This is a genomic window from Vibrio sp. JPW-9-11-11 (genome assembly GCF_013369335.1).
In the GTDB taxonomy this organism is placed as follows: Bacteria; Pseudomonadota; Gammaproteobacteria; order Enterobacterales; family Vibrionaceae; genus Vibrio.
This window is the reverse complement of the sequence record NZ_SZQJ01000005.1, coordinates 840,738-856,623: the sequence shown is the minus strand read 5'-3', so window position 1 is coordinate 856,623 and position 15,886 is coordinate 840,738. Positions and strand designations below refer to the sequence as shown.

General features: G+C 46.6%; 15 protein-coding genes, 1 tRNA gene and 1 pseudogene. 3 read left to right on the top strand and 14 right to left on the bottom strand.

Translation table 11 applies throughout. From position 1 onward, the window contains the following. Positions 1-26 precede the first annotated feature (26 nt). Positions 27-677: a ribonuclease T gene (gene rnt / locus FCU94_RS09610; protein WP_176288311.1), complete on the bottom strand. Its 651-nt coding sequence runs from the start codon at positions 675-677 to the stop codon at positions 27-29. 258 nt (positions 678-935) lie between these two features. On the opposite strand from rnt, the gene motY reads away from it, so the two are divergent. Further along, positions 936-1,757: a flagellar protein MotY gene (gene motY / locus FCU94_RS09605; RefSeq protein WP_441351740.1), complete on the top strand. Its 822-nt coding sequence runs from the start codon at positions 936-938 to the stop codon at positions 1,755-1,757. Positions 1,758-1,796: 39 nt separating this feature from the next. Here motY and FCU94_RS09600 read toward each other — a convergent pair whose 3' ends face one another. The 12 genes from FCU94_RS09600 to FCU94_RS09545 all read right to left on the bottom strand — a co-directional run bounded on the left by FCU94_RS09600 (position 1,797) and on the right by FCU94_RS09545 (position 12,139). Further along, positions 1,797-2,234, bottom strand: coding sequence for a DUF2753 family protein (locus FCU94_RS09600; protein WP_176288309.1), 438 nt, complete (start codon positions 2,232-2,234; stop codon positions 1,797-1,799). Positions 2,235-2,337: 103 nt separating this feature from the next. Continuing rightward, complete coding sequence (gloA, locus tag FCU94_RS09595) at positions 2,338-2,754, bottom strand: lactoylglutathione lyase (protein ID WP_176288308.1); 417 nt, start codon at positions 2,752-2,754, stop codon at positions 2,338-2,340. Between the two features lie 12 nt (positions 2,755-2,766). Then, positions 2,767-3,408 carry an endonuclease III gene (gene nth, locus FCU94_RS09590; RefSeq protein ID WP_176288307.1) on the bottom strand — a complete coding sequence of 214 codons (642 nt, stop codon included), beginning with the start codon at positions 3,406-3,408 and terminating at the stop codon, positions 2,767-2,769. A gap of 45 nt (positions 3,409-3,453) precedes the next feature. Continuing rightward, the gene (locus tag FCU94_RS09585) at positions 3,454-4,143 is read right to left on the bottom strand and encodes an electron transport complex subunit E (RefSeq protein ID WP_176288306.1); all 690 of its coding nucleotides are present in this window, start codon (positions 4,141-4,143) and stop codon (positions 3,454-3,456) included. After that, positions 4,136-4,771, bottom strand: coding sequence for an electron transport complex subunit RsxG (rsxG, locus tag FCU94_RS09580; RefSeq protein ID WP_176288305.1), 636 nt, complete (start codon positions 4,769-4,771; stop codon positions 4,136-4,138). The genes FCU94_RS09585 and rsxG overlap by 8 nt, the downstream gene beginning before the upstream one ends. A gap of 9 nt (positions 4,772-4,780) precedes the next feature. Continuing rightward, positions 4,781-5,827, bottom strand: coding sequence for an electron transport complex subunit RsxD (rsxD, locus tag FCU94_RS09575; protein ID WP_176288304.1), 1,047 nt, complete (start codon positions 5,825-5,827; stop codon positions 4,781-4,783). Beyond that, complete coding sequence (gene rsxC / locus FCU94_RS09570) at positions 5,827-7,887, bottom strand: electron transport complex subunit RsxC (RefSeq protein WP_176288303.1); 2,061 nt, start codon at positions 7,885-7,887, stop codon at positions 5,827-5,829. The genes rsxD and rsxC overlap by 1 nt, the downstream gene beginning before the upstream one ends. 8 nt (positions 7,888-7,895) lie before the next feature. Continuing rightward, on the bottom strand, positions 7,896-8,480 hold the full coding sequence (gene rsxB / locus FCU94_RS09565) for an electron transport complex subunit RsxB (protein WP_176288302.1): 585 nt from the start codon (positions 8,478-8,480) through the stop codon (positions 7,896-7,898). Next, entirely contained in the window at positions 8,480-9,061 is a 582-nt protein-coding gene (rsxA, locus tag FCU94_RS09560; protein ID WP_176288301.1) for an electron transport complex subunit RsxA, read from the bottom strand. The genes rsxB and rsxA overlap by 1 nt, the downstream gene beginning before the upstream one ends. A gap of 198 nt (positions 9,062-9,259) precedes the next feature. After that, positions 9,260-10,006 carry an SDR family oxidoreductase gene (locus tag FCU94_RS09555; RefSeq protein WP_176288300.1) on the bottom strand — a complete coding sequence of 249 codons (747 nt, stop codon included), beginning with the start codon at positions 10,004-10,006 and terminating at the stop codon, positions 9,260-9,262. Next, positions 10,003-11,004 (bottom strand): hypothetical protein, encoded by a 1,002-nt coding sequence (locus FCU94_RS09550; protein WP_176288299.1) that lies wholly within the window; start codon positions 11,002-11,004, stop codon positions 10,003-10,005. The genes FCU94_RS09555 and FCU94_RS09550 overlap by 4 nt, the downstream gene beginning before the upstream one ends. Continuing rightward, positions 10,982-12,139, bottom strand: coding sequence for an ABC transporter substrate-binding protein (locus FCU94_RS09545; RefSeq protein WP_176288298.1), 1,158 nt, complete (start codon positions 12,137-12,139; stop codon positions 10,982-10,984). Before FCU94_RS09545 ends, FCU94_RS09550 begins: the two co-directional genes overlap by 23 nt. 276 nt (positions 12,140-12,415) lie before the next feature. On the opposite strand from FCU94_RS09545, the pseudogene FCU94_RS09540 reads away from it, so the two are divergent. Beyond that, a pseudogene (locus tag FCU94_RS09540) lies at positions 12,416-12,553 on the top strand (LysR family transcriptional regulator); the annotation flags it as partial. 483 nt (positions 12,554-13,036) lie between these two features. On the opposite strand, the gene FCU94_RS09535 reads toward FCU94_RS09540, so the two are convergent. Then, positions 13,037-13,112, bottom strand: a tRNA-Asn gene (locus FCU94_RS09535). A gap of 548 nt (positions 13,113-13,660) precedes the next feature. Here FCU94_RS09535 and uvrB point away from each other — a divergent pair. Further along, a complete protein-coding gene (gene uvrB, locus FCU94_RS09530; RefSeq protein ID WP_176288297.1) occupies positions 13,661-15,691 on the top strand; it encodes an excinuclease ABC subunit UvrB in 2,031 nt (676 codons plus the stop codon). Positions 15,692-15,886 lie beyond the last annotated feature (195 nt).

Below are 15,886 nucleotides of genomic sequence, written 5' to 3'. Positions count from 1 at the left end.
TGTGTTGTGTTTACTTTTTATTGTGTTTATTCGGCATTGGGCTCGACAAGTGGCCAGCCACCGAGGGCTTTCCACTTATTGACAATGCCGCAAAAGAGCTCGGCCGTTTTTTGGGTATCATAAAGGGCTGAGTGGGCTTCTTTGTTGTCGAAGTCCATCCCCGCGGCTTTGCAGGCTTTTGCCAAAACGGTTTGACCGTAAGCAAGGCCACTTAGAGCGGCGGTATCAAAGGTGGCAAAGGGATGAAACGGGACGCGTTTTAGCTTGCTGCGCTCACTGGCTTCCATAACGAAGCTGTGATCAAAATTGGCGTTGTGAGCGACGATGATTGCGCGACTGCAATCGGCCGCTTTCTGCTCTTTGCGCACCAGCTTATAGATCTCTTTTAGGGCTTCGGATTCTGTCACTGCGCCACGAAGCGGGCTGAAAGGGTCACGAATACCATTGAACTCGAGCGCTTCTTTTTCTAAGTTGGCGCCCTCAAAAGGTTCGACGTGAAAATGAACGGTTGACGCGGGTGACAATTCGCCGTTTTCATCCATTTTTAGCGTTATTGCGCAGATCTCGAGTAGGGCATCTGTCTTAGCATTAAAGCCAGCCGTCTCAACATCGATGACAACAGGAAAGTAGCCACGAAATCGTTTTTTTAGCGTCAAAGCTTCGTTTTCAATAGTCATGTGTGCTTCATTTTATGTGACAGGGCTGGCATTATTGCAGATTCTTTACCTAAGAAAAACCGTTAATCCTGAATGAAAATGAATCACTGGTAATTTGTACTATACAAATGTATTGGCGTAGTTTTTGCTTACCTATCAGAGCAGAGAATCGAGCGGCAAATTTGAGCGGCTCAGGCAAGTGAAGAGATTAAGTGCAGTATGAATAAGTTGTTTGCTACCACAATCGCGACCGTATTAGCGTCATTCAGTGTCAACGCCATGGCGTTGGATAAGCACTATGTCGCTAAACCGACGCAGTCAACGTGGCAAATGGTTGCCAATACCCCTTTGGAGTGTCGCTTAGTCCACCCGATCCCTAACTATGGGGATGCGGTTTTTTCCTCCTATGCGAGTAAAAAAATCAACCTAGATTTTGAACTTAAAATGAAGCGCCCGATGGGGAAAACTCGCGATGTGAGCTTAGTATCAATGCCACCTGCTTGGCGTCCTGGTGAGGGCGCTGACCGCTTAACCACGATTCGTTTTTTCCAGCAATTTGACGGCTATGTGGGTGGACAAACCGCTTGGAACATCTTGAGCGAGCTGGAAAAGGGCCGTTACCCTACGTTCAGTTACCAAGAATGGCGCAGTAGTGATGAGCGAATTGAAATTGGTCTGTCGTCCGTGCTATTTCAGCCTTCCTATAACGTGTTCAGTGACTGTATCGCTAACTTGCTTCCGTATAGCTTTGAAGATATTGCATTTACCATTCTGCACTATGATCGAACCAGTGTGGAACTCAACAAACAATCACAAAAGCGCTTGGCTCAAATTGCCGAGTACATTAAGCATAATCAAGATATCGATTTGGTCTTAGTGTCGACTTATACCGACGCAGTTGACAGCAAAAGTGTCAGCCAAAGCTTGTCTGAAAGGCGAGCAGAAGTATTACAAAACTACTTTAAATCCCTAGGCTTGCCCGAAGATAGAATTCAAGTTCAAGGTTATGGTAAACGTCGTCCTATTGATGATAATGCTTCGCCGCTTGGCCGAGACAAGAACCGTCGTGTGGTTATTTCACTCGGTCGGACTCAGGTTTAGAGCACCGATTTATCGAAAGCCAGTTTATGCTGGCTTTTTTTAGTTGAGTTGGAACTTGGCGATGAGGTTGCAGTTCGCTGCACTATCGAAATCTTGTACTAAGTGCGCGATTTCAGGATTGGGATGGCGCTTTATAAACTCGACTAGCGCTTTTTTGCAGCACCCGAGAGTATCGACGAATGCATCGCAGTGGCTGTTTGGGCATTGAGGAAGTAAGGTGAGGACTTTTTCTGAGGCAAGTTGTAAATACTTGAGTTCATAACCCGAGTCGCCGATGCTACGCCAAAACTGAGCCATGTTGTGGCAAGAGATCACAGAAATAACCAAGCGGTCTTCTAGTTCAATTTGTTCACTGTGACTGATCTCTTCACTTAAGGTGAGCGCTTGTTGGTAATGAAGGACACCTCTCAGATGGTCCCCATCACGTAGCGCAAGGTCTGCAATGAGCGTGTGTCTCTCCCAGTCGTTAATCGTCATGATCATCTCCTCCAGTAACCATACGAAGGTTAATTGATAATCATTATCAAGTAAAGCTAAATAAACAAGAGCAGCTAAACACTGCTCTTGTTGCCATGCTCTATTATCCTTCCAAGCCCGCTGTCGCTTGCTTGTTTTGAATCAGTTCAATCATGTAGCCGTCTGGGTCTTTAACGAAGGCAATATGGGTGGTACCGCCCTTCACTGGACCTGGCTCACGCGTTACATTGCCACCCGCAGCCTTGATTGCATCACAAGTCGAGTAGATATCGTCTACACCGATAGCAATATGACCAAATGCACTACCGAGATCGTACTCGGTGGTTCCCCAGTTGTAGGTGAGTTCAATGACCGCGCCTTGAGACTCATCACCGTAGCCAAGAAAAGCCAAAGTGTACTCATACTCTTTATTTTCATTGGTGCGCAGTAGTTGCATGCCCATAACTTCGGTATAGAACTGGATCGATTTATCGAGATCGCCAACTCGAAGCATAGTGTGTAAAATTCTGCCGTTTGACATTGCCTTGCTCTCCTAGTTTTCTGGGTATACTTTGTCTTTGTACTCACAAAGATCTTCAATAATACAACTGCCACATCGTGGTTTACGCGCGACACAAGTATAGCGGCCGTGCAGTATCAGCCAGTGGTGGACATCGAGTTTGAACTCTTTGGGTACCACTTTGAGCAGTTTCTCTTCAACCTGATCGACGTTTTTACCCATCGCGAACTTAGTACGATTTGACACACGATAGATATGGGTATCGACGGCGATTGTTGGCCAACCAAAAGCTGTATTGAGTACCACATTGGCGGTTTTACGCCCAACGCCAGGCAGCGCTTCGAGCGCGTCTCGATCTTCAGGGACTTCGCCGTGGTGTTTCTCGATTAAGATTTGACAGGTTTTAATGACGTTTTCAGCTTTGGAGTTAAAAAGGCCAATGGTCTTAATATACTCTTTCACGCCCTCAACGCCGAGATTGAGTAATGCTTGCGGTGTATTGGCGACTGGGTAGAGTTTATCGGTCGCTTTATTCACGCTGACGTCTGTCGCCTGCGCCGACAACAATACCGCAATCAAAAGCTCGAACGGTGTACTCCAGTTAAGCTCGGTTTGAGGGTTAGGATTGTTTTCTCGCAGGCGTTCTAGTATGAGTCTTCGCTTTTCTTTATTCATGTAGAGCTAACTTCCGGTGCAAATGCCAATTGGGTGATTGGTCTACTAGGCGTTGGTGACACGAGCACGTTCAATAGTTTGTTTCTTTTTCGGCTGACGCGCTTCGAGCTGTTTATCTATGATGTTTTTTACTGCTATCAACAGGCCAACTCCGATAAAAGCCCCTGGCGGTAGCAGCGCGAGTAGGAAGCTATTATCGAACTGGAACACCTCGATACGCAGGGATTGTGCCCAAGAGCCAAGGAGTAAGTCGGCGCCATCAAATAGCGTACCGTTACCGATTAATTCACGCATTGCACCGAGCAAGACCAAGACACTGGTCATGCCAAGGCCCATCCAGAAACCATCCTGAGCGGCTGGGATAACGTCATTCTTAGATGCGAACGCTTCAGCGCGACCGATGATGATACAGTTGGTGACGATTAGTGGAATAAAAATACCAAGCGATAAGTAGAGGCCGTATGCGTACGCATTCATTAGTAATTGTACGCAAGTCACTAAGGCGGCAATGATCATCACAAATACGGGAATGCGCACCTCTTTTGGCACATAGTCGCGTACTAAAGAAACCGTGACGTTAGAACCAACTAAAACCAGCAAGGTGGCGATACCTAAACCCAGTGCGTTGGTGACAGTAGACGACACGGCCAGCAATGGGCATAGCCCCAACAGCTGCACTAAGGCAGGGTTGTTGTCCCATAAACCATTCTTAATTAGGGTTTTATGTTCACTCATTGTTGCCTCCACAATTGAGTGGTTGGGCGAGAATTTGCTCTCGATTAGCGTTGACATATTGGACAGTACGTTTAACCGCATTGACCACGGCGCGTGGCGTAATGGTGGCGCCAGTAAACTGATCAAATTGACCACCATCTTTGCGCACGGCCCATTGAGCTAAATTGTCTTCGTTGACGGATTTACCGGCAAAGCTCAAAACCCAGTCGGTGATACGCAAATCGATTTTATCGCCTAATCCCGGTGTCTCTTGATGGCTTAATACTCGAGTTCCTGTAATGGTCCCCGTTTGGTCTACCCCAACAATGATTTTAATCGCACCATTGTAACCATCGGGCGCGATGGCTTCTATCGCTAGCGCAGAAGGTGCTCCGTTTAAACTTGCCAGATAAACAGGCGTAGGCTGTGAGCTACCAAGTTCAGGAGCCGTTACCAAGGTGCAGGCTCGATAGAGCTCATTGTCATGCAGTTGATGGGGAATGACTTGATTGAGTACCGACAGTAACTGCTTTTGTTCTTGGAGGCGGATTTGGTTTTGAGTCAGCGCGTGGGTGAGTGCCACTACGCCAGTAGACGCACAAGCAAAAATCGCAAGAACAAGGCCGTTTTTTCGAATCGCATTGATCATTGAGACTCCTTAATGTCCGTAAGTTCTTGGTTTGGTGTAGTAGTCAATCAAGGGAACGCACATATTTCCAAGCAACACAGCAAAGGCGATACCATCTGGGAACCCGCCCCAACTACGAATGATAAACACCATCGCACCAATAAATGCGCCAAAGATCAAGCGTCCTTTCACCGTAGTAGACGCGGACACTGGGTCTGTCGCAATAAAAAAGGCACCGATCATGGTGGCCCCCGATAACAAGTGAATCACCGGTGAGGCGGTCGTACCCGGTGCGATGAGCATGAATACGCCACTTAATACGCTTAAACCGACCAAGAATCCCACCGGGATATGCCAATTGATCACTCGTAACTTGATAAGCGCTAACCCGCCAGCAAGATAGGCGAGGTTCACCCACTCCCAGCCGATACCAGCTAAACCGCCAAATTGCGGTGCTGACATAGCTTCACTGAGTGTGTTACCTGCACGCATTGAGGTTTTTAGAGCATCGAGTGGCGTCGCCATGGTAATACCGTCAATGCCGGTTCTCAGTTGTTGTAGTGACAAACCTTCTAAGTTTAATCCGGTAAAGATCAATGAAAAGGCATCGCCGCTTGTTATCGTGGTGGCTTGTAACTCAGTTGGTGAGATCCAGCTGGTCATTTGTACCGGGAAAGAAATGAGCAAGACGACGTACGCGACCATGGCTGGGTTAAATAGGTTTTGGCCAATGCCGCCGTATAGGTGCTTGGCAATCACGATAGCGAACACTAAGCCAATGGCCAAAATCCACCAAGGTGACAAAGGAGGAATCGCAACCGCTAGCAACCAAGCCGTCACGAGGGCACTATTGTCTCTTAATGCGGCGAGGGGAGAACGTTTTCTTACCAGCATAACCAATGCTTCTAAGCTAAGTGCAATCACCAGCGCGAGCATAAGTTGTATGATGGTCCCCCAGCCGAAAAAATAGCTCTGTGTGACTAAGCCGGGAAGGGCGCATATGGCCACCCACTTCATCAAATCAGGAGTGCTTCTGCGGTTATGCGCATGGGGTGAGCTGGCAATAAAAAAGGCCACTACTCTTTCTCCTCAAATTGTTTTTGTTGTTCTTTTTCTGCTTTACGCGCTTTGGCGCGGGCAATAGCGGCGGCGACGGCGGCTTTCTTGCCATCTTCGGCTGATGGCTCACTCGATGGCTGAGTGTTATCGCTATCTTGCTGCGTTTGCTCTGCTTTACGCGCTTTGGCGCGGGTAATAGCGGCGGCGACGGCGGCTTTCTTGCCATCTTCAGTTGGTGGCTCACTCGATGGCTGAGCGTTATCGCTATCTTGCTGCGTTTGCTCTGCTTTACGCGCTTTGGCGCGGGCGATGGCGGCGGCGACAGCATCTTTCTTTTGCTCGCTTTCGCCTGCGGTGTCTGCTTGCTGCTCTTTTTGCGCTTTTCGCTCGCGAGCTTGGCGTTTGCGCTCTTCGCGAAGTTTCGCCATTTCAGAATTATCTGGCTCTAGGTTTCCTTGCTCTAACGCCGCTGCTTGCTTGGCTTTTGCTTTTGCGATAGCAGCGGCGACTGCAGGTTTAACCGCAGCTGAATCGGACTCTTTATCTGCTTTCTGCGCTTTGACGCGAGCAATGGCGGCGGCGATGGCATCATCACTGTCGGTCTTTTTCATCTCTTTACGACGATCTTCGGCCGCTTTTTTAAAGCGGTTCTCGCGCTGCGCTTTGTCGCGCTCAAGCCTGGCTTTCTTCTCTTCGAAGCGTACTTTCGCGCGCTCTGCCGCTTCGGCCTCTTCTTTGCGGGTACGGATTTCCGCTTTTGCCTGACGATAGTATTGCACGAGAGGAATTTCACTCGGGCAAACAAAGGCACAGGCTCCACATTCGATACAGTCTTTTAGATTCAGCTCTTGGCACTTGTCGTACTCTTCTGCTTTCGCATGCCATTGCAATTGTTGAGGAAGCAAAGAGGCCGGACAGACCTCCGCACATTGACCGCAGCGGATACAAGCCATTTCGTGCTCGCTAGGCGCGATTTCCTTGCGTGTGGGGGCCAAAATACAATTAGAGGTTTTGGTAATTGGGACGTTAGCGTGAGGGAGCGTAAAGCCCATCATAGGCCCACCCATGATCAAACGCGGTAAACGTTTGTCTGCTTGATAGCCAAACTCGTCGAGCAGCGCTTTGACAGGTGTACCAAGCAATGTCCAAACATTACGAGGCTGTTGGAACGTATTTCCAGTTAAAGTCACCACGCGCTCGATTAACGCTTCTCCGTCACAAACCGCGCGCTTAATCGCATGCAGTGACCCGACGTTTTGAACCATAAGACCAATGTCGGCGGGGATCCCACCATTGGGTACTTCTTTGTTGGTGAGCAGCTTGATGAGCTGCTTTTCCCCTCCTGAAGGGTATTTAGTTGGAATGACACGGATGATCACATGCTTGTTTTGAGCCGCTTTTTGTAACGCTTCGATCGCTTGAGGTTTGTTGTCCTCGATACCGATGACGGTCAACTTGGGCTTTAGGATATGTTCGACAATCTCGATACCTTGAATGATTTCATCAGCGTGCTCGCGCATCAAGCTATCATCAGCGGTGATATAAGGTTCGCATTCGGCCGCGTTGACGATCAGGATCTCTGTTCGCGCAAGACCGGATTGGATTTTTTTAGCGGTAGGAAAACCGGCTCCGCCCATACCTGAAACACCTGCTTGGCGAATCTTTTCAATTAACTCATCGGGTGTGTAGTCGCCGAAATTTGGCCACGGATCGCGTTCAAGCCACTGATCGTTGAAATCGGGCTTAAGGACAACACACATTTCTTCAAGCCCGGAAGGATGGGCTGTCGTTCTTTTCTCTATCGCGACAATTGTGCCCGACGTCGGTGCGTGTACGGGGAGCATAAAGCTGGTGTCGTACTTAGTTAGCGGCTGACCTTTAAGCACCTGTTGACCGACGGTCACCGTGAGCATACCAGGCTTGCCGATATGCTGTTTGATGGGCAGTACTATTTCGTTGGCGATACTGGCTCGCGTGAGTGCTGTTTTCAGCGACTGGGCTTTGTTCTCAGCAGGGTGAATACCGCCGGGGAAATTCCAAAGGGCGCCCGATTGAATTTGTTCGATTAATGACAACATACCAGTCCTTAATTCACGCTATTCTGCTTAGTGGCAGAATCGGTAATATCAACAACAGGAATGGCGTCCATCTGCCACTTCCAGTTCTCAGTAGTCGTTGCTACTGGAATCATCTCAATACAGTCTGTTGGGCAGGGGGCGACACATAAGTCACAACCGGTACACTCGTCCTTGATTACTGTGTGCAGTGCTTTGGTGCCGCCAACGATGGCATCAACAGGGCAAGCTTGAATACATTTAGTGCAGCCAATACACATATCTTCATGAATAAAGGCGACCGTTTTAACCGCGTTGTCCAAGTCATGAGCAGAGTCTGGAGCATCAACGCCCATCAGATCGGCTAACTTTTCAATCGCCGCTTGTCCGCCAGGAGGACACTTATTGATATCGTCACCATTGGCAATCGCTTCGGCATAGGGGCGACAACCCGGGTAGCCGCACTGACCGCATTGGGTTTGAGGCAGAATGCCATCGATCTGATCCACAATCGGGTCGGCCTCGACTTTAAAGCGAATGGAAGCAAAACCGAGTGCGGCACCAAATATAGCCGCTAGCGCTACGATAGCGATAATTGCGATAAGAATTGCACTCATTACAATGTCACCAAACCGGTAAAGCCCATAAAGGCAAGCGACATCAAGCCCGCGGTAATCATGGCAATGGAAGCGCCTTTAAATGGCATAGGCACATCGGCGGCGGCAATTCGCTCGCGCATCGATGCGAACAGCACCAAGACTAAAGAAAAACCGACAGCCGCACCGAAGCCGTAAATGATCGATTCAATGAAATTGTGGTTTTCATTGATGTTGAGTAGCGCCACACCCAAAACGGCACAGTTGGTGGTGATCAGGGGCAAGAAGATACCTAATAGGCGATAGAGGGTTGGGCTGGTTTTGTGCACCACCATTTCGGTGAACTGAACCACAACCGCAATCACCAAGATAAAGCTCATGGTGCGTAAATACTGTAAATTAAGCGGCTCTAGAATGTAGCTTTCGACTAGGTATGCGCACACAGAGGCGAGGGTTAAGACGAACGTTGTCGCCAACCCCATTCCTATGGCTGTTTCGAGTTTCTTTGAAACGCCCATAAATGGACACAAGCCCAAGAACTTCACCAGTACAAAGTTGTTGACCAGCACTGTGCCAACCAACAACAAAAGATATTCGGTCATAGTTATTTATAGTAAGGAATCCGATCTCGATATTATCTCGCTTTGCTTGCTCAATAACAACCAAGGAAAGATAAGGTTTTATGTTGTTGAGTGATAAATATACGAAATTGTACCGAAAAAGTTGAGTCGCGTTGCCGCTAAAGCGGCTTGTTTGCAGCCATGACCGGGTGTTGCCGGGCGATCCCTAACGTTATCGAATTAATATCCTCTGAAGAAGCCGCCATCTAACAGAATGTTTTGCCCGGTCATGTGGTTGGTCAGCGGCCCCAGTAAACCGTGAACAGCGTCGACAACATCTTGTACTGACGCATACTTTTTTAATGGCACGTTGGAGACTTCGCGAGACATCTGTTGGTCAAAATCAACGTGATTTGCGAGCGCTTTCGCGCGTAACTTGTCGGTATAACTCTCGGTCATCACTCCTCCAAGTGATAAGGTGTTGACTGAGATCCCCAGTTCCCCGAGCCCTAGCGCTAAGGTCTTGGCTTGGCCTAACCAAGCACTGCGCAAACAGTTGTTAGTGCTGTAATTTTCCAATGCGCTCTTACTGCTTAACCCAGAAAGAAAAACCAGCTTAGCGCCGCGGTTTAAACGTTCCTGCTCGACTAAGTATTTCAACAGCCCAAGCGGGCGAATAAAATAATGATTGTAGAGCTCTTGCCAAGTCTGGTTATCGGGGAAAAGCGAACTCGATGGGGGGATTCGAGGGATGATAAAAACGACTCTATCGATTTGATTGAGTTGTGAGATCTGTTTGGCCGCTTTACCGACACTGTGTTCACTAAAGAAATCAAGCTCAATTGCATTCGCTTTATTCGGGAGTGATTGACAAAGCTGAGACAGTTTATCGACGTTTCTACCCGTTAGAATCAGTTCATCATCAAGAGACTGAGCGATAGCGCTCCCCATTCCACTGGTGGCGCACGTGATCAATGTCGTTGTCATAACGACTTCCCTCCAGAAATAGTATCGACTAAGTTGTTCTTATAGTGATTGCTGACTTTGATATCTAACGTCCGCTGCTTAATGTTGAGCTTAACCACGTAGCCCTCTTTGAGAGACTTGATGTCTGAACATTCACCGTTGGCGAGTATGTCTCGATTGACCAATGTCGAGCGATTGAGCCGAACCAAAGGCAACGAGAACGAATGTTCTAAGTCAGAGAGTGAGCATTTGATCTTGTTTGACAAGCCCGTCTTGTATATCAGCTCTGAGTAGGGGTGCTTATAGACCACAACCACTATGTCGTCATTGATCGCAAAGTAGCGTTTATTGTTGTTCACCACCTTATGTATGTTGGCGAGGTTTTGTTCTGTTTCGCTGCGTTTGCCTGTTGATTTATCTAACTCCTTTTGGGCCATAGGCTCATCGATGCGGCACAGCCAGCAGTGCAACAAAAAAGCGCCGATGGACAACATTATGGCCAAAATGACGACCCAGACAGGGCTGTTAAACAGTGTTCTGTTGCCTTTCGATATAAAAAAGTCGACGACCGCCAAGCTTTTACTCGCGACCTGAATAGGGACAGACCCGGTTCTTAAATCCAAGTTAGACGCATTGGCGGTTAAAAGCGTAACCGATGCCCCTTGAGTGCAGTGTTCAGTCGTATCTCTATTATCAAACGCGAGACTATTTATCGTGACTCGAATGCAGATATGGGCATCAATATCAGAGTCATGATAGGCGACAAGAAAGGCCTCCAAACTTGACTCAATACCACGGATATTAAATGTGTAAACATCATCTAGAAAGGAGTCGGTTTGAGTCCAAGCAGTGATTAAAGAAGCCGCTAATTTAAAATCGGGCTGCTTATTGTTTGCTAGATGGTAGTATCCGTATAAATAAGCAACCTGACTGAATAGTAATATCGGCCAAATAATCATGATTGATTTAAATGGAGAAGCGGATTTTCTCATTTTATTATCGAGATAATTGGTCAACAAGAATATTACCTTGAGGAGATATTTCGAATAGGTACATAGGTTTTTGGTTGTAACCCATTCCGTTTATAGACATTCGCGTTCCATCAATGGTGGTTTGATATTCAGATTGTTTAATAATATCAACAATGTCCACTTTATTATCAAGGGCGACAAACTTATCTAGGTTTGTCTCGATGAGCTGTATGAGATCAAAGGAGTAGGATGTTAAGAAAGAGACGTTTTCAAACGGGCAATAAGTGTTCGCATAAGAATGCAATAGGTTAGAGTTTATGCCTTTGGTGATATTATCCCAATTTTTAAGGAACCTAAGCGTAATATGAGGCGAGACCTGCTCAATAATGTCATAAAATTCAGTGCGACCGCCTATGGAATCTGGTCCCAGTATCGTAATGTCGGCCACCTCTTTACTCGCGATCTCGTGGTATAAGATGGCGATGTATGGATTAAATAGTGGGGCAAACACCACGTCCCCTGGTTCGATATGGCTGCTGATTGCTTTCTCAGACCCTAAATGAAAATGATGGGTGGTAATGTTGACCTCTGGTTTACGCTCGAGGACCAAGCGAGAAAATTCATTGGCGACTTCAATTGAGTAACGGCTTGAAAGGGTTTTTACAATGTGAATTCTGCGGCCTATATAGTGGCTCAAATAATAGTCTGCAAGAAGTTGTGCTTGATATAAATTTGAAGGCATAGTGGATAAGCCGTAACGAGGGTCTTTGATGACCTGAAGACCTGAGGCCGATGTAATAAAGGGCAAACCGGCGGCCGTTAATATATCTGCCGCGGGCTCTGCTTCTTTCGATATTAAAGGTAACAACGCAATATCTACATTGTTCTCTATTAATTCTAGTGCCGCTTGTGCGCTTCTACGTGCAGAACGTTCATTCTCAACAAAAACGAACTCAACATCATCTCTATATGAACTAATGTGATTAGAGACGCTTTTCAGTATGCAAACTTTCTCGATATTGGATGTCGAACTTTTCTTAGACTCTTGTCCGACGATCACTCCAACTTTTATCCGCTCATTTTCCTGTGCGTGTAGCAAAGACGCAAACGATAAGCTTGCAATGGTGAGTAAAAAATAGGCAATGCACCACCAATTTCTCCCCCTAGTATTAACCAAATTCATTCATGAACCCCGATTTTAGATAAACTTAAAATAGCGAAAAAACAACCTATCCATTTGATTTATATTGGTTGTTGTTTGTTTTTGATATTTTTTTATATTTTTAGTTAATGAGCTATCGAATTATAATTGAACTGATTGCAGGATTAAATAATATTTGTCGAGTCAGTAATTACCACAGATATGCAATGTCATTCATTTCAGCAATAAAAGGTAAATGAATAAACCGCTGAAGAATTAACTATAAGTGACAAGTGGAATATAGCGTTAGGTGGCAAGATGAATAATAAAAGACAAACGATAGATGCTAAGTATTTGCGCACGTTTTCCCAGGTGGCAAAACTGAAAAGTTTTACAGCTGCAGCAGATTACTTATCTATGACTCAGCCTGCGGTTTCGCAGCAAATCAAACGAATTATATAACACGTCTGGCTAGGGCGAACGCCGAGGAGAAAATCCCGGCACATGGGAAAGGCCCGAACTCAGTTCGGGCTTATTCTCTCTAATAAGCGATGCAGTATAGATTGAGGTATTCGTTAAGTAATGAAACCCACCGGGCGCGGTGTTCACCGACTCGAGCAACACAAGCACTAGAGTGCGAGCGGGTAGGCACCCATTTTCGATACAACAGAAATGAAAAAGCCTCATCGACTGATGAGGCTTTTTCTTAATTTTGCCCCCTACGGAACTCAACGCGGGCGGCTAGCTCTGAGACATTTACTTGGTACAAGTAAGTCGCTGTTAAAAACGACAAAAGCCAAGTCTTTCGACTTAGCTTCTTAAAACTGGTTCCCCTGCGGAACTCAACGCGGGCGGCTAGCTCTGAGACATTTACTTGGTACAAGTAAGTCGCTGTTAAAAACGACAGAAGCCAAGTCTTTCGACTTGGCTTCTTGAAACTGGCTCCCCCTGCGGGACTCGAACCTGCGACATACGGATTAACAGTCCGCCGTTCTACCAACTGAACTAAGGGGGAATTGCGTTAGCGATGCGAATAGTAGCCAGCAGTTAGTGTAGTGTCAATATTTTATCAAGCAAATTAGTAAAAAAAACTCGATATTTTTACTTTACTTTTCTGTAGCCCTTACGGGGTAAGGGCTATGTTTACTTATCCACTAAAATTGTGGATAAGTGTGTGAGTTGGTTTTGGGTATCTTTTTAGGGCATAAATTGATAGTTGGTAGCGTTAAGCTGATTCCACCAGTGATAGCTAGTTGAATGCAATAAAATCAATGCGTTGTGATGTTTTTTATTGAGATTAACTCGTTTAGTTACATCAGTTAGTGGTTGTGGGTATCTGGTGAAAACCTGATGGAATGTGAATATCTTGTGGGTGATATTTTTGGACTTTGAGGGCTCAAACCCTAGCGAGGGCAAGCATGATATCAGGATTAAAATGATTGATCTAGCCACTATGTGCGACTTAACAAAAAACAGCGATAAATTTCATTCTATACTATTGAGTCTGTATATCTATACAGTCACAATAGAACGTCCGCTGGATATCCAAACAAGAGAGAAGTGATGAGTAAAGTATTCGACTTGGTTTCAGATTATCAGCCCTCTGGTGATCAACCTACCGCGATAAAACAACTGATCGAAGGGCTAGATGCCGGCCTTGCCCATCAAACTTTGTTGGGGGTGACAGGGTCCGGTAAGACTTTTACTCTTGCCAATGTGATTGCAAATGCACAACGCCCTGCCATTCTGCTCGCTCCGAACAAAACACTAGCTGCTCAATTGTACGGAGAAATGAAGTCATTTTTCCCCAACAATGCGGTCGAATATTTTGTCTCATATTATGATTATTATCAGCCCGAAGCGTATGTTCCCACCACAGATACATTCATCGAAAAAGACGCCTCGGTTAACTCACACATTGAGCAGATGCGTCTCTCTGCGACCAAAGCGTTACTAGAACGAAAGGATGCCATTATTGTTGCCTCAGTATCGGCGATTTATGGTTTGGGCGATCCAGAGTCCTATTTAAAGATGATGTTGCATATTCGGCGTGGTGACATGATCGACCAGCGTGATATCTTGCGCCGTTTGGCAGAGTTGCAATACAGCCGTAACGATGTGGCATTTGAACGTGGTCAGTTTCGTGTTCGTGGAGAAGTCATCGATATCTTTCCGGCTGAATCAGATCAAGACGCGGTGCGTATCGAGATGTTTGATGATGAAATCGACTGTATCAGCGTATTTGACCCTTTGACCGGGGTCGTTAAACAACGCGATCTAGCTCGATATACCATCTATCCTAAAACCCATTACGTTACCCCGCGCGATCGCATGCTCGAGGCGGTCGAACAGATTAAACTAGAGCTAGAAGCGCGTAAAAAGCATCTACTAGACAACAACAAACTGCTCGAGGAACAACGGATTTCTCAACGTACTCAATTCGATATTGAAATGATGAATGAGCTGGGTTTTTGTTCCGGTATTGAAAACTACTCGCGTTATTTAAGTGGGCGAAATGAGGGGGAGCCGCCACCGACTCTGTTCGACTATCTGCCCCATGATGGTCTTTTGATCATCGATGAATCTCACGTCACCGTGCCACAGATTGGCGCTATGTATAAAGGCGACCGTTCACGCAAGGAAACTTTGGTTGAGTTTGGCTTTCGCTTGCCGTCGGCATTGGATAATCGCCCGTTAAAATTCGAAGAGTTTGAGGCTTTGGCGCCGCAGACTATTTTTGTGTCTGCCACACCAGGCAATTATGAGCTGGAAAAATCGGCGAGTGACATAGCGGATCAAGTGGTTCGCCCTACCGGGCTACTCGACCCAGAATTAGAAGTACGTCCGGTAGCGACGCAAGTTGACGATTTGCTGTCCGAGATCCGGATTCGGGCAGCAAAAGATGAGCGAGTATTGGTAACCACGTTAACCAAGCGAATGGCGGAAGATTTGACCGAGTATCTTACCGAACATGAAGTCAAGGTCAGGTACTTGCACTCTGATATCGATACCGTGGAGCGGGTCGAGATTATCCGAGATCTGCGTTTGGGTGAGTTTGATGTTTTGGTCGGGATTAACTTATTGCGAGAAGGGCTAGATATGCCTGAAGTTTCCTTAGTTGCAATACTTGACGCAGATAAAGAAGGCTTCTTACGTTCAGAACGCTCATTGATCCAAACCATTGGCCGCGCGGCACGAAATGTCGCCGGTAAAGCGATTCTCTATGCTGATAGAGTGACAAAGTCGATGCAAAAAGCGATGGACGAAACCAACCGACGTCGTGAAAAACAGCAAGCCTACAACCAAGAAATGGGCATTGAACCTCAAGCTCTTAAGCGTAACATCAAAGACATTATGGAGCTGGGGGATATCACTAAGAGTAAGAAGCAGCGAACCAGTAAAGCGGTACCGCTGGCTAAAGTGGCCGAGCCGTCACAAAGCTACCAAGCGATGTCGCCACAAGAATTGGATAAAGAGATCCGTAAGCTGGAAGCTCAGATGTATCAGCACGCGCAAGACTTGGAGTTTGAATTGGCGGCAGAGAAACGCGACCAAATTGACCAGCTCCGCCAACGCTTTATTGCTAATAGTTAGTATGCAGCAAAAAAATAGCCAATAGAAATGGCTTCTATTGGCTGTTATTTGTGAATACTAAGTTCACTAACAACGTCAGTTGGCTAGGTGACCCAGAAGGGTCAAAAGAAAAGTAGCATAGAGTGTGCCAGTCGTTAATTGGCCCTAATTAAGGGCTTTTGCGGGTCCAAAGCGGCTTTTTTTGTAAAATGTTTG